The organism is Candidatus Kuenenia sp., assembly GCF_027493735.1.
Lineage (GTDB): Bacteria > Planctomycetota > Brocadiia > Brocadiales > Brocadiaceae > Kuenenia > Kuenenia stuttgartiensis_A.
This window is the reverse complement of the sequence record NZ_JAOSKF010000012.1, coordinates 30,612-45,521: the sequence shown is the minus strand read 5'-3', so window position 1 is coordinate 45,521 and position 14,910 is coordinate 30,612. Positions and strand designations below refer to the sequence as shown.

Annotated in this window: 16 protein-coding genes and 1 pseudogene; 2 read left to right on the top strand and 15 right to left on the bottom strand. The window is 39.2% G+C overall.

Translation table 11 applies throughout. The features are described from left to right. The first annotated feature begins 256 nt into the window (after positions 1-256). Together M5U24_RS06820 and M5U24_RS06815 are read left to right on the top strand one after the other, a co-directional pair. Positions 257-1,210 carry a hypothetical protein gene (locus M5U24_RS06820; protein WP_099324222.1) on the top strand — a complete coding sequence of 318 codons (954 nt, stop codon included), beginning with the start codon at positions 257-259 and terminating at the stop codon, positions 1,208-1,210. Further along, on the top strand, positions 1,138-1,659 hold the full coding sequence (locus M5U24_RS06815; protein WP_298201943.1) for a hypothetical protein: 522 nt from the start codon (positions 1,138-1,140) through the stop codon (positions 1,657-1,659). The genes M5U24_RS06820 and M5U24_RS06815 overlap by 73 nt, the downstream gene beginning before the upstream one ends. Positions 1,660-1,883: 224 nt before the next feature. On the opposite strand, the gene M5U24_RS06810 is transcribed toward M5U24_RS06815, so the two are convergent. From M5U24_RS06810 to M5U24_RS06740, 15 genes and pseudogenes are all read right to left on the bottom strand, one after another. Beyond that, positions 1,884-2,129, bottom strand: coding sequence for a YgiT-type zinc finger protein (locus M5U24_RS06810; protein ID WP_099324224.1), 246 nt, complete (start codon positions 2,127-2,129; stop codon positions 1,884-1,886). Next, on the bottom strand, positions 2,122-2,319 hold the full coding sequence (locus M5U24_RS06805; protein ID WP_298201941.1) for a DUF6516 family protein: 198 nt from the start codon (positions 2,317-2,319) through the stop codon (positions 2,122-2,124). The genes M5U24_RS06810 and M5U24_RS06805 overlap by 8 nt, the downstream gene beginning before the upstream one ends. Before the next feature lie 118 nt (positions 2,320-2,437). Further along, on the bottom strand, positions 2,438-2,734 hold the full coding sequence (locus M5U24_RS06800) for a hypothetical protein (protein WP_099324225.1): 297 nt from the start codon (positions 2,732-2,734) through the stop codon (positions 2,438-2,440). A 1,286-nt stretch (positions 2,735-4,020) separates the two neighbouring features. Continuing rightward, positions 4,021-4,383: a hypothetical protein gene (locus M5U24_RS06795; protein ID WP_157820382.1), complete on the bottom strand. Its 363-nt coding sequence runs from the start codon at positions 4,381-4,383 to the stop codon at positions 4,021-4,023. A 132-nt stretch (positions 4,384-4,515) separates the two neighbouring features. After that, complete coding sequence (locus M5U24_RS06790) at positions 4,516-5,106, bottom strand: sugar transferase (RefSeq protein WP_099324227.1); 591 nt, start codon at positions 5,104-5,106, stop codon at positions 4,516-4,518. A gap of 997 nt (positions 5,107-6,103) precedes the next feature. Continuing rightward, positions 6,104-7,159: pseudogene (locus tag M5U24_RS06785) on the bottom strand (DegT/DnrJ/EryC1/StrS family aminotransferase); the annotation flags it as partial. Positions 7,160-7,590: 431 nt separating this feature from the next. Continuing rightward, positions 7,591-8,160 carry a PIN domain-containing protein gene (locus M5U24_RS06780; protein WP_099324230.1) on the bottom strand — a complete coding sequence of 190 codons (570 nt, stop codon included), beginning with the start codon at positions 8,158-8,160 and terminating at the stop codon, positions 7,591-7,593. Beyond that, positions 8,157-8,372 carry a hypothetical protein gene (locus M5U24_RS06775; protein WP_099324231.1) on the bottom strand — a complete coding sequence of 72 codons (216 nt, stop codon included), beginning with the start codon at positions 8,370-8,372 and terminating at the stop codon, positions 8,157-8,159. Before M5U24_RS06775 ends, M5U24_RS06780 begins: the two co-directional genes overlap by 4 nt. A gap of 551 nt (positions 8,373-8,923) precedes the next feature. Continuing rightward, positions 8,924-9,130 (bottom strand): hypothetical protein, encoded by a 207-nt coding sequence (locus tag M5U24_RS06770; protein WP_099324232.1) that lies wholly within the window; start codon positions 9,128-9,130, stop codon positions 8,924-8,926. Between the two features lie 26 nt (positions 9,131-9,156). Beyond that, entirely contained in the window at positions 9,157-10,254 is a 1,098-nt protein-coding gene (locus M5U24_RS06765) for an aminotransferase class I/II-fold pyridoxal phosphate-dependent enzyme (RefSeq protein WP_298202133.1), read from the bottom strand. A gap of 568 nt (positions 10,255-10,822) precedes the next feature. Next, a complete protein-coding gene (locus M5U24_RS06760; RefSeq protein WP_099324235.1) occupies positions 10,823-11,116 on the bottom strand; it encodes a hypothetical protein in 294 nt (97 codons plus the stop codon). 77 nt (positions 11,117-11,193) lie between these two features. After that, on the bottom strand, positions 11,194-11,811 hold the full coding sequence (locus M5U24_RS06755; protein ID WP_197705330.1) for a sugar transferase: 618 nt from the start codon (positions 11,809-11,811) through the stop codon (positions 11,194-11,196). 777 nt (positions 11,812-12,588) lie between these two features. Beyond that, positions 12,589-12,861 (bottom strand): DUF433 domain-containing protein, encoded by a 273-nt coding sequence (locus M5U24_RS06750; RefSeq protein ID WP_099324238.1) that lies wholly within the window; start codon positions 12,859-12,861, stop codon positions 12,589-12,591. 437 nt (positions 12,862-13,298) lie between these two features. Continuing rightward, positions 13,299-13,718 carry a GNAT family N-acetyltransferase gene (locus M5U24_RS06745; RefSeq protein WP_338140595.1) on the bottom strand — a complete coding sequence of 140 codons (420 nt, stop codon included), beginning with the start codon at positions 13,716-13,718 and terminating at the stop codon, positions 13,299-13,301. Between the two features lie 748 nt (positions 13,719-14,466). Further along, positions 14,467-14,910: a hypothetical protein gene (locus M5U24_RS06740; RefSeq protein WP_298201935.1), complete on the bottom strand. Its 444-nt coding sequence runs from the start codon at positions 14,908-14,910 to the stop codon at positions 14,467-14,469.

Below are 14,910 nucleotides of genomic sequence, written 5' to 3'. Positions count from 1 at the left end.
CATGATGCCGAAATATTTGTTGAATTCAAAACCTTTCACATTTTATTAAATAACAACTGATTCTTAACAAAATCAACTGACAAAACCAATTCAACCAATTAAAACAGTTTCACGGCCTACGACCTACGACATACGACTTACTATATAAGGGTGTACTTTCAATTTTACGTAAAATTTAATAGAAAGACGTGTTCAATTGCTTATACTGTAAGTAAGTGTAAAAAGACCGGTTAGGTAAATTGAAAGGAGTCAGAAAGTGATTATACAGAAATCTATTAAACTTGCAATGGAAGTATTTGAACAAAAAATGGAAGATTTTGCTGATAAAGTAAATGTGAAGGAACTTACCGCTGATTTTGCTATGGACTTTTCTGCAGCCCTGAAAGATGCTTTTTCTGAGGCAGGCAGAAAAGCCTATCAGAGATTTATCGAATTCCATGATATTAATGAAACGACACTGGAGATCAACGGCGAGATACTCCGCCAGAAGATGGTCAGTCCCAAGATCTTTCTGACACCCTTTGGCTTGATACAAATAGCTCGCTCTCTGTATCAAGCTGATGCCGGAGGAAAGTCTTATTGTCCTCTGGATAATTTTTGGGGCATGAAGGATGAATTTGCCACCGAAGAGGTACGTCAGGCCGTTGCATTTTCCATGGCTCATCTGACCGCAGATGAGACACAGCAACTGTTTGAAAAATGCGCATGGTTTCACCCATCGGCGACGGCAATCAAGAATATTACCGACAACATCGGTGACATTGTGGAAACACATGCTGATACAATTATGCAGGCCGTTCTGGACGTTCAGCAGATTCCACAAAAGACGGATGTTTTTGTTGTTAGCATGGATGGTGTTAATGTTCTTTTGCGGGAACAAGGCATCCAGCAAGGCCGCCCGGCACAACGTCCCAGCCTTAAAGCATCTTCGAGTGAAAATACCGCATATAAAAACGCCATGGTAGGGGCGATACCTGTTATGCATTGCCCTCCGGAGAAGAAGAAAGGCCTCAAAGACTGCAATCGTGTTATATTGCACGAATGCCCCAGGATGGAGCGACAGCCTTTAAACAGCAGCTTGAACAAGAAGTACTTGCAGCCCAGAAAAAACTTCCAGATAACACAACGAAGATCTTTTTGTGCGACGGCCAACGTTCGCTCTGGTCGTATGCAGAAAAGACTTCGATATACGATGACTACGAAAAACTGATAGATTTTTATCATACAACCGAACATCTCTCGAAAGCCGGCGAAGCGTTGTTTGGCAAAAGTAACGATTCGAGCAACGTCTGGTACAATAAATATCGCAAGAAGCTTCTTGAGGACAGCGACGGAGCAGAATCTGTTCTGCGTTCGATGGCCTATTATTCTAGAAATCTGCCGAAAAGTCGTCAGGAAAAATTGGCGGTAGAGATAACTTATTTTATGCGTAATCAGGATAAAATGCACTACGCTGATTTCCTTGCCCGCGACCTGCCTATTGGTAGCGGCCCCGTTGAAGCAGCTTGCAAAAGTATTGTAAAAACACGTTTGGGTCGTAGCGGTATGCGGTGGAATCGAAATGGCGGGCAACGTATTCTGCATTTGCGCTGCTTTGTTAAATCGAACAGATGGGATGCATTCTGGAAGCAATATATTCAACTCAAGCGTTCCGCATAAACTCATTATCTTACGTAAAATGAAAACTACACCCCTATATAATGTGATAAACTGCATTATATTGGATTTTCCAGGGTCGTGCCATAGTAATGGACTAAAATAACGTATTTTTACAATCTCGCTAAACATATTCTATAATCAAGATTTAACCTCAATACCCTTCAAATATTGTTATACACGTGTCAGGCATATTCCATAATCAAGGTCTGACCACACACTTTTATTTATGCAGTTGTACTTTCTTCAAACGCTAAAATATCAACTGTCATCTTTCCCCTCAAGTGGCTTTTGCTCTGTGCCAAACATTCAAGGTCCTTATAAACACCACTTGTCAGGTATTTTTCCCCACACTGCTGGCAGACACCTGCCTGAACGTCTTTAATAACTACCAGATCATCACCCCAGCGATAGTCAATTGTGACCTGCTGCTGAATTACCTTCCCTTTACAAAAATAACAGGTATCAAGCATTTTTAAACCTCCTTCCTTCGTGTTTATGATGCGGATGTGTGGATAGGTTTAATTTTTTGTGGTGACCAGTGTTGTCATAACGAAAGACAATCCTATCGGAGGAATCCATGTATTGATAAACATACATTAAACGATCTGCTGTTATCTCTACATCAACAAATTCACGCCAATGTAAAATAGAACTATCCATAAATTGAAGCTTACCTTGAATAAAACCTTCATGTGTCCCGCGTTTATCATACGTAACATTTGATAATTGGATAACAGAACATGATTCAACAACTTTTTGTATCTGAATAAAATAGCCTTCAATTCGTAAATTGGATATCCCTTATTGCTCCTGCCTTCTCCCTTAAACATTTTAATAATCTCGACTCACCAATCCATTCCACAAAATCCATAGTCATAGTCTCTTCAAATTCATCATTTTCGTAGCGAGAGATAAAATCTTGCGTTAGCATCTGATATTTTTTCTCAAATTCCTGTAGCCTTTCTTCCGTTTGCCTTATCCCTGTTTCCAGTAGGCGCAACTCATTTGCCAACGCTGCTTCCACTAATGGTTTTATTTGACGATTCCGTTTGGAAATCAATCTAATGTCAGTCATTCTAAAACTCCTTTAAGCATTGTGCGATAAATTTAATGTATATTCTTTTCTTCACTTTCGTGCTTTAATTACTTGATAATTATACCAAATTTTATGTTATTTCAATATTTCATCCTTTTTAAACCTTTTACGAACTACGAAGAGGGGCACAATGTTTTGAATATCTCTCACTAAATTGAACAATTAAGTTCTATTCCCTATATTTCATTATAATTCATAAATTTTTCAGCCGCCGAGTAGGCAAGGAGGAGTTTCACCTCCAAGCCTCTCACAGAACCGTACGTGACAGTCTCCTGTCATACGGCTCGTGTTATTCTTGATATGCTTCAACAGTATCCCATTTTCCAGTGATAAAACAACGCTGGGTTAGCTTGTCTTATCGAATTGAGCTTTGCCACTGATTTCTTGCGGTATGCGTTTACCACCTGGCTGTACTCAATCGGCACTGTTTTGCATACGTGTGTATTCATTTGTTAATCTTCCCCAAGAGGGTCTTCTCCCCCATCATAAGGTTGTTGTAGTGAATACTGCACTGAATAAACTAAGCCCTTCGCTCCTTTCCACTTTCGCGGAATATCTTCACTCGTATGGCTTAGTCCGACTTCCGTTTCACGTCTTTTCCAGACGTTACCCCGAAACGGATATCCCGTGTTCCATAATAAAGCCCAACTTTAAGTCATGTCGCCTGTATAACGGTGGGCACATAGCCAGTAAACAGGTCTCCGCTATGCTTGTTTCTGCATCCTTAGCACAATGCGATTTTGCCCGACAACTTATGCGATTTCGTTACTTCTTCAGCGATTCATTTGCATTCATCTCTTAAAGTCACACCTGATGGATTTTCTTCCACCTTTTCTCTATCCGTTCACTACAGCAGCTTTGCAGCTTTTGCAGCGTAGAGCGGTTTGGCAACCCCACCTGTATGGCGTTGCCGATACTTCGCAATGGGTAGCACTTCCATTGTTGTATCATCTTTATTACAGCATGTTAAAGAACTTCGTTATTCCTTAACTTCACGGCACAAACTAAGACACCAAGGCAAAAAGGTTTTCAAAAACTTATTATTACAACTATTTTGTGTTTCTCTTCGTGGCTTTGTGGCTTCGTGGCAATAAGGTACAAAGTATCTTAAATCTTAAATAATTGATCAGAAATCGCTATATTAACGCAAGAGAAAATATCACTATTCATTATTTAAGAAACGTATTTCTACAATCTCGCCGAGCATATTCTATAATCAAGGTCTGACCCCCACCCCCTTGGGTATTGCCCACCTTTTTCACTGTTTACCTGAACCCCGATTTTCGCAAAAACCGCCTTTCGGGATCCATCTCATACCCCGCTGGCGGTTCTTTTTCTTTCTCCCTGTCCCAGAAGCCTGACACTATGGTTCCATCTTCGGTCATTGGGGTATGGGTTTGCCACTCATAGGCTTCCACAGCATGATTCAGGTTTGTGCCAATAATCTCAGGTAGTACATAATCTGCAATCGGCTTTAACCGCTCCCCTGTATCTGCTTTCTTATATGCATGAAATCCCAGTAAATCCGACACAGCCACAAAATCCTCGGTCCGAAATTCGTTCAGCTTAACCCGAAACAACTCCTTGATCTTGTGAGCCAATTCAGCCCATATTTCTTTATTTGTCATAACACAACCCCCCATATAGTATAAAATAAGGTGTACTCTCTTTTATCAAAGCATTCTATATTCAAGGTGACCCCAATTCCCCCACTTCTCCTTCTAAGAAGGTTTCAAAAGTCTTGCATTCACCAGAGACCTTTAACCTTTAACAATCTTCCATAATGTTAGAAAAATCAATTTCATATCTGTGGAAAGGCTTCTTTCATTAACATATCTATTATACAGTTTTATCTTTAACGGAAGGACTTCTTTTATATAACCGCCTTCAGGGTCTTTGAATTTTTTCAACACACACTCCTCGTCTCTGAACTCAATAGCAGCATAATCTGTTATACCTGGCTTTACTTTCAATATATTTTTGTAATCATCTTTAAACATCTCAACATATTTTAATACCTCAGGCCTGGGTCCTACAACGCTCATATCACCCTTGAGCACATTAATAATTTGCGGAAGTTCATCAAACTTTGTTTTTCTTAGAAACCTCCCAATCTTCGTGATACGAGAGTCACCCGCAGAGGTAATCTGCGGACCGCGTTGTGATGCGTCAACAACCATTGTCCTGAATTTGTATAAACTAAATAGCTTGAAATTCTTCCCTACCCTTTTTTGTATAAAAAAGACAGGCCCGGCGCTGTCAAGTTTAATAAGGATTGCAATCAGAAGAAAAAGCGGAAGAAGGATAAGCAGTGAGAAAAAGGAGGAAATAATGTCAAACAGACGCTTCATTTTTTTATAGGTTAAAGGTGGTAGGTTTTTGGTTTTGGGTAGTAGGTTATTGGTATTTGGTAATTATAGTTCATTTGGTATTGTTTTTTATCTTCCAGGAAATTAGGGATTTTTCCAGAGATTTTAACATCCTGCTGCATTCTTCATATCGATTAATCAAATCTTTAAACTTTAGCTCTTCAATATATCCTTTTCTAAATGTCATTTTAAGATGATATTTCGTTTCTCAGGAGCATTCCCGATTTTTTGTAACCGTTTGTGTGATTGGGGCAAAACAATGCTGCAAGGGATGTGGCAAGCCTGTCCCCCGCTGGCGGGGGATTAAGGGGGTGGAATTGTCTGCGGAGGAAATCTGGGAGGTTTATAACATGAATAGCCATAAGTTTTTCTTCTCATTCCTACGTTCTGCGGGAATGCATGTCACGAAACAGGATAAAATTGTCCATTTGACCAGTCTGCGGAGCGTGGGAAAGAGGGTCAAATTTGTTTTCATAATAAAGGGGTAGTTGAATCGATGGAGAAATCCAGTCCACCCCTGCACCCCCGCCAGCGGGGGACATAGTTTGAACAACAGGAACATTCCCGATTTTTGGTTAACTAATTGTACATTGTACATTGTAGCACAAGCATCCTGCTTGTGGCATTTTACCCTCAAGCTGGAAGCTTGAGTTACTATTCTTCCACTCCCCCTGCTAATTACATTTTTACAAAAATCGGGAATGTTCCCTGAAGCATCGTTTCTCTGGTTTCTCCCAAAGCCCTGTTTCTTCCTTCAAGATACATATTCACATGCTTATTATTCCAACCTTCTGCAACATTTGCAGGAGCAGAATTAGAAGCGCGTCTTACTTGTGACCAAGTTCATACAGCTCAAACTTTGGAAGTGTAAACGTGAGATCATTCACCTCTATATGCAAATCACACATTTTTTGATATACCTCCAAATCTTCATAACTTTCAATTTTCCACCTAACACCTTTAACCCAACACCCCTCACCTAACTTCCGCCGCCCAAAACTATCTCTCTCACTGCTTCCACAACCCTGACCTGGTCTTTCTCAGTCATTTTTGTATACAGAGGCAAACTAACTGCTCTTTCATACACAGCTAAGGCATTAGGAAAATCCTGCGGTTTAAGATTATACGTATCACGCCAATAAGGATGTAAATGGAGCGGTATAAAATGAACACTACAACCAATACCCTTTTCAGCCATCAGTTCAATAAAGCGGTCGCGGGAAATAGAGACCTCTGGTTTTAAACGCACTATATACAAATGCCATGCGTGCAGGTCATACTCCTGCGCCTTGGGAGGTAAGGTAACCGGCAAATCACTAAATGCTTCATCATAATACGCTGCCATCTCAGTGCGTCGTTTTTGAAACGCCCGTGCCTTTTTCAGTTGATGAATCCCAAGACTTGCGGCAACATCGGTCATATTATATTTAAAGCCAGGGGCAACCACCTCATAATGCCAGGAAGGTTTTGTTGCAGTGTATCTATTAAACACATCACGATTAATTCCGTGCAATCGCATTACACGACACCGTTTTGCAATCTCAGCATCACGAAGTACAATCATTCCCCCCTCACCAGTTGCAATAGTCTTAGTCACATAAAAACTATACACCGTAGCATCAGTTTCAAGCGTACCAACCAATTTCCCATGATACGTAGTCGGCAATGAATGCGCAGCGTCTTCAACTATCTTCAATCCGTATTTTTTGGCAATTGCCATAATCGGATCCATATCGCAAGCCAGTCCAGCAAAATGTACCGGAATAATCGCTTTAGTACGTGGCGTAATCGCGCTCTCTATTCTTAATGGATCAATGTTAAGAGTATTTTGGTCAATATCAACAAAGACTGGATGTGCGCCTAAATAGCGAATCACCTCTGCCGTTGCCGTAAAGGTGTGTGGGGTTGTAATTACTTCATCTCCGGCACCAATTCCCAATGCCTCTAATGCTAAGTGCAACCCTGCCGTAGCAGAATTTACGGCAATTGCCTCAACCCCATCACCAATAAAAGCAGCAAAATCCTCTTCAAAGCGTTTCGTTTTAGGTCAGGTCGTGAGCCATCCGGAGCGAAGTGAGTCGACCACTTCAGCGATCTCTTCTTCACCAATATCCGGCAGGGCAAATGGTAGGAAATCATTCATATATTTTTATTTAAACAAAACTACACCTCGTAGGTGCAGGTGCGCCTTCTTAAACCTTCCAAACAATAAACAAAGGTAGTATTCCCGATTTTTTGTAAAAAAATTCAAATGTAGGGTGGATTAAGCGATAGCGAATCCACCATTCCATATCATTATTGTTGGATTCAGCTTCGCAGTGACAAGGCACGCCTTGCCACTACAATTTACATAAAAAACCCTGACAGGGTTAAAATAAAAAAGAATGCTTGCGATACAATACCCCTCTTACAACAGGCAGGTGTGAAGATTTACAAAAAATCGGGAATGCACCTAGTAAACCTTCCTTATTTCTTCGAGGAAATCCTTTGTTGTTCTAACTTTAATAAGGGAGCATTCCCGATTTTTTGTAAGTGTTCATGGAGTTGGGGCAAAACAACCCTGACAGGGTTTGAAACCCTGTCAGGGTTAACACTACTGTACGTTTTATTAAACATGGCGGGAGTCACAAAAAATCGGGAATGCACCCCTTTAATAACAGCTTTAACTTTATCTGTAAAGAAGTGCGAATCACCCGTAAGCAGACAATCTACCCTTGCATAAAGCGCTGCGGCCAGTATCGGTATATCTTTTTCATGGGCTATCAACTCTTTTGCCTTTGCCAATTCTCCTGCATATTTCTTCCTCGCTAATATTTCTATATCACACAAAGCTCTGTCTATCTCCGATAGGGCAATCTCAAGGGTACGTTCTCCGAGGTATTTTAGCTTCTTTTTAGTAACCTTCTTGAGTTCGTCAACCACATCCTCACTGGTAATCAGGTACAGTTCCGGCATATTCAATATCTTAGACTCGCTGCCCTCAAAAAAGATACCGGAGATAAGAATATTAGTGTCCAGAAATATTTTGTACCTCATCTTCGAATATTCTCAATCTCTTTCAACATCGATGTCTCAGTGATACCCTCCTTCTTTACAAGCCATCTCAGATATGTCCTGCTTTTTTCGGCATACGCCTTTCTAAGCGCAGCATTTATAGCTTCAGACACATCAGAAAATGTACCAAGCCTTACCTCTTCTTCTATCTTTTTATACAAATCATCTGGTATATCCATAGCAACCTTTTGCATTCTTTATTACCTCCTTTAAACATCTTAATCAATTTCAATTTCGTGTTCAAGTAAACCCTGTTAAATAAGGTGTTGCTTGTGAGTGCGGATTAAATAGCCGACAGCGACTCATCATATTACCCCGGATTATATTATAGGCATTCTTTTTTAAACAGGGTAAATATTGTGGTGTATCCATTCTTGTTGCTATATACCTTTAAGGAAAAGGGCAATTTCTATTAAAGCCACACAAGCAGCTTATAACCTGCTATGCCTATCCATTCATGGATTGCAAAATAAGATACGGCAAAGCTTCCCACCGGGGGAAAAACTCAAAGGGTAAGGGGGAGAAAGTCGTCTTTCATTTTGTGCCTTGGCTATCTTTTTTTATTGTAACCAGATAATGTGTTCTCAAAAATGGCATCTTCTCCAGGAGATAGCACAATAGCTATGAATACGGGGCAAGGGTGATGCATTTGAGATCGATTTGGCAATGGGGAAAGAGTTCGTAAATTTCTTTCTTCTTTACGACTTTCACATCGGGGTTTTTGGGGTTGTACAATAAAGCAATTTTATAAACTCATCATAAAATCAACCTCTTTTTTCCCATCCTGGTCAAGGTCTTTATAGAATTTATTAAAATCGGTCTTTGCCTCTTCTTTATTAATTCTCAATATCTTTACGACTTCATTAAAATCATCGGTTGATAACTTTCCAAATTCCTTTTCAAATATCCCTTTGACTAATTGTGCTACCTTTTCATACCTGTCATTGCTCATAGTGTCTCCTTATTTCTCTTACAATTTCATTTTCTATGACAATCCTTTATCACCCTTATCACCCTATCAATATCACCGGTCGTCATCGCAGTCCCGGATGGTAAACAAAGCCCTCTTTTAAAAAGGTCTTCACACACTGCACCGCCGCGCATGGAACAGCCCTTAAAAACCGGCTGCATATGCATCGGTTTCCAGACAGGGCGGGATTCGATATTCTCTCTTTCCAATGCCTGACGGACTGCTTCCCGGTCAGCACCAAAGTCCTCAGGCGTAATCAGTATGACGGTCAGCCATCTGGTCGCTCGCCCGTATGAGGCCTCAGGCATGAATTCGATCCCAGGCATATCGGCCAGTACCTTACGGTAATAGTCACATATCCAGCGCTTCTTTTCGACACGCTCATGCAGAACGCGCAACTGGCCCCGGCCAATCGCCGCAACAATATTGCTCATCCGGTAGTTGTACCCTATCTGCGTATGTTCGTAGTGAGGCGCAGGGTCACGGGCCTGCTGTGAAAGGAATTTTGCCTTTTTTATCAGGTCCCCATCGTCTGAGGCCAGCATCCCGCCCCCGGACGTGGTGATGATCTTGTTTCCGTTAAAAGAATACACCACAAAGGCAGATCCCTTCCCGGCATGTCGTCCCTTATACGTTGCACCAAGGGCCTCAGCCGAGTCTGAGACAACTGGGATATGGTACTGATTACAGATATCGAGAATCCTGTCAAGGTCAGCAGCCTGTCCGAGTATGTCTGCACTGATGACCGCCTTCGGGAGATTGCCCTGCTTATTTCTGAATGACAGCTCTTCTGCCAACAGATCAGGGTCCATATTCCATGACTTTGCCTCAGAGTCGACAAATGACAGTTTTGCGCCCTGAAAAATAACCGGACTCACGCCACCAATAAAAGTGAAAGATGGAGCAATCACCTCATCGCCAGGGCCGACACCCAACAGACGCAGGGCAAGATGCATTGCGCTGGTGCCGCTCGACACGGCCGCCGCATGCGGAATACTTACCATCTCAGAGAATTCCCGCTCAAACGCATCAACATGTGGCCCAACCGGCGCAATGTAGTTGCTCTCAAAGGCCTGTTTGACAAATTCAAGCTCCTGCCCGCCCATGTGAGGCGGAGAGAGAAAAATACTTTTATTTAACTCAGCCATTTATTGAATATTTGTTCAAATAATTACTTATTATTTCGGGTGTATTCCCGATTTTTTGTGATTTCCGCCATGTTTTAATGAAACGTTGCAGTAGTGTTAACCCTGACAGGGTTCCAAACCCTGTCAGGGTTGTTTTGCCCCGACTCCATGAACGCTTACAAACAATCGGGAATGCACCCATTATTTCTTCTAAAACATCTCTCAATTTCGGAATCTCAGAATTGAGAATAGTTCCCTCAAAATGCTTGTGATTTTTAAAGCTTAACATTGGTTTATGCACAGCATTATCATATCGGAATATTATATTGTCTTTTTATCCTGGTAATGGAATGCATAAGAAAGTTTTTCAATCTTGTATCTCAGGTCAACATATTCAGTAACAAATAGCTTTGAATCATCAATGAATTGTATAATTGTTTTTATTAAACCAATCTTTTCTGTCCTGGAATCAATCTTTAGTTACGATGTTATAATAAAGCCGGATTTTGAATATTCATTAATTATCTTTGCAAATTCTTGCAAATATTCAGCTATTAACATATTCAATATCTTTAAGCTTTTTCAGTTCATCAAGAATTCTATCCCGTATTTTCAATTCACCTGCCCATGTAATGTATTCATCATCACCACCTTTTAAATCTTCTGTAGTAAATTCCTTTAAAAATATTTCTGATGAAACCTCATATTCCCCTTCAAATTCTTTTATTTCCCTGTTCGTCCTATTCAAACCAATTTCCAGTCTCTTTATTTCAGCAGAAATAGCAGATTTAACTATCTCTTCTGTCGCTTTTTCTTCAGCTATAATTTTCAATTTACTCATCAAAACACCCCCTCTTCATAACCTCCCAATTTCCCATCTTTTCAACCTCACACCTTCCCAACTTCTTAATTTCCCGTTTAACCAAAAATCGTCTGGAAAATATATTTAATATCATTAATAAAGCTATAATTCTCAACATATTCACGGTTTAGCTTTACTTTATCAGGGAAAAGCACCTCTCGATTATATTTTTCCGGATCACCTTGCGCTGCCAAAATCTCTTCCTCATTTTTGTATTTCAATGTTGCCGGGCTTGTAATACCAGGCCTTACAGACAAAATCACCCGATCATCACCCGTTAGCATATCTGCAAAACCAGGGACATCAGGCCGTGGTCCTACAAAGCTCATATGCCCAAAAAACACATTAATCAGTTGAGGTAGCTCATCAATCTTTGTCTTGCGGAATAATCGACCAAGCGGTGTAATCCGAGGATCATGTGTAGTAGTAACTGTTGTATCAATGGATGGGATATAACGCATTGTGCGAATTTTAATAACCGTGAAGGGTTTCCCATGTTTCCCAATACGTGTTTGAGTAAAAACCCCACTTTCCCTCGTATCAATTAAAGCCGCTATATAAGCCAGAATGATAATCCAGCCTGTCAGGATCAAGCCTATTGAAGAGACTACAAAATCGAAGCCTCTTTTTAAAAATCGGTTAAAGGGGGATAGTCCTTGTTTTGGCTTTCCCAATCCATTGACTTGTCTGTTATTCCCGGGTGTTTCTTTTTCCCGTTGTATTTTATATTCTGCAATTGTCATAGAGATTGTTTAATAATTAAGATGCGACCCTTTTCGTTCTCTTTTATGTCTTATGTCTTATATTTTTTGACTTACGACTTAAAACTTATGACGTACGATTTGTATTTATTCGACTTTCGACTTACGACGTATGACTTATTTTTTTTAAGTCAGCAATCCCCATATTGACCCAAGTCCGTAACTGAAATGAAGGATTGCAAAGACCATGGGAAGGCTAAAGAAATATCTGTTCCCATGTTTATATGAGAGCATGGCCGAAGAAAATACATTGGCCAATGCATAACAGCCTGAAATTACAGCCAGAAGCCCACAACCGAGGTCCAAAATTATGTATTAAAATACCGGCAATAGAGAGAAATAATCATCTCCAATTGCTTAAAAATTCCAATCTACTTCTCGTGTCTATATCATTGAGCGAGAACCAGAGTTTCATAAATCTTTTTAGAAGAATTCCGACCGGCAGTTGGTCAGATAATATTATTCCTGCATGCTCTTTTCCGTTTCTCAAATATTCATTATGCAGGATGGCAAAATCTCACTTATTATGGGTAAATATCGCTCTTCCTTCTTTCGTAGCATAAGCAAGTTGTTCCTCGTCAGACTTTCCATCATTTCTTACCTGCTGGGTGGTAACTGCATTAACCCCTCTGTTTATGAGTGCTTGTGCAAAAGCCAGCGGAACATCTTCGTCAAGATAGGGCTTTATCTTTATTTCTGAATAAGTTTCTTAATGTTTTCTTCACTATTTTCATCTGTCTCCTTATCTATATCTTCCTGATGCTCATAATAGTATGATAGAGCATCATGTATTTGCGAAAGTGTAAGATGGGGGAATTCTCGTGCAAGTTCTTCAGGCGAAAGGCCGAGTCTGTAATAGGCCACGATATTCGATACCCTCGTCCTTGTTCCAACGATTATTGACTTTCCTCCGCCTATATCTTCTTTTGAAGTTATATATGGATGAACAACCTTTGTAGACATGATCACCTCCTGTTTATATGTATAAGAATTTTAGCGTTATTTTAACTTACCATAAAAGATATGTCCATTTTTCGTAATCCATTTCCTTACGGTCAGCAATCCCCATATTGACCCAAGTCCGTAACTGAAATGAAGGGTTGCAAAGACTATGGGAAGCATAAAGAAATATCTGAACCCATGTTTATAGGAGAGCATGACCGAGGAAAATACATTGGCCAACGTATAACACAGCGAAGATTCTCCTCTTATCCCTCGTAAAACTGGGAATTATTAGAGCGAAAATCCTCGAATAAAAAAAGTTTTTACACAGTATCCTATAATAGTGTAAATATTACGCCTATTACGTCACTCATGTAAATTGGAATTATGACCTCTCGTTCATAAGATCCCATTTATATACCCTGGACTTTTCACCCTTATGAACTTCTGTTTCTGAATCATAAACTCCACCCATTTTTTTCATAAAATCGACAAGCAGCTATGAGATTTGATCCCACAACCACTTTAAATCGAAAAACCCCTCTGGTTTTGAATTCATCTACTAATTTAATAAAAAGCTTTCTCGCCACGCCTTTACCTTGATAATTTTCTTCAACAACGATGCTTAATAATTCTGCGTCTGGCAGGTCGTTTTCTTTTTTTGCCGGATAAAATAAAGTTTCTAAGGTCTTTCTCATAGTTACCGGCTTTAATAATTTTGGTAATAAATATACTGTTCCTTTTATAAAATTCTTTTTAAAAAATTCCTTATAAAACCCACGAATACTAATTACCCCTGATACAAACCCAACAATCTTCCCATCTTCCACTTCTATTAGATAAAAAGCATTATTTGAATTATTCATTAATTGGTATATAAGTTTTAAAAAGGGATTCCCAGGGTACTCAAAAATCCTGTATCTATGTATTTATTGTGAAGATTAGCGATTTGCTCTACCTCTATATTTTTAAGTCTTTTGGTACTCATATTCTTCTTTAAAGTATTTCTACAATCCTCTCTCCTACTGAGCATTATCGTGTTTTTTCATCCATATGAGATGTACCCTCTCTTTTGTAAGGCTAACCTCAAAACCTATTTCATTTTTACCCTGAAATGTTTTGAGGGGGATTTCATGGCCATTATCAAATAAAATAGCACTTTTAACATTTCTGCTCCTTTCATCTCATGATCTTTTTGTAATCTTATTTGAAAGAAAATCCTGCATATATAAAGCTTCTATTTTTGGTTCTATTTTTCCTAAAAATGATCTGACAGGATATAATATTCTCAATATAACATTGATATAAGGTTTATAAACTATATGAAGGTTTGTATAAGCTTTTTTGAAAAGGAACTTATTCTGTAAAAATCTTGTATTCCAGTTTCATGCAAAACACTTCTGAATCCAGCATTAACATACTTAAATTCTTTTTCTTGTAAATAATATTTATTCATTGTGTAAAACAAAGCACAAGATGGATTTAGTTTTAAATAAGAAGGATGAAAATATATTGCGAAATAATTAGCCTCAATGTTATCAAATATATAATTAGTAGAATATCCTATCATCTTGCCTTCATAAAAGATTCCCCAATAATGCACGATGTCATCAAAAGATCTTGTTTTCATAATATTATTACCGAATTCAAGTTCGGCAATTTTTGTTTTTTTACTCCTTTGTATCTGCTAAAGGCAGAAATAAACACTTCATACCCTTTTTTAGCGATAAACCCTGCATCAACCATTTCAATGTTACAATTCTTTAGACCTTTTCTAATCTCACTTCTATTTTTTGATGGCAGCTCCGATATATCTAAAAATTTATCACAAATAACAGCATACCACCCTTTGGTTTCATTTTCTACGAAGCCATCTGTCCATCTAATTAAAATTCCTCCTACTTGATTTAATATGTATTTGGCTTCTTCAAAAGATAACGAATAATCAAACATTACAGGGCCAATGGGTTGAACCATTTCATTATATATCCCCCAAAGTGTATTTTTATATACGGCAGATTTAACACCTGATTCTTCAAATAATTTGGTAAATCTTTCTATGTAGCACAT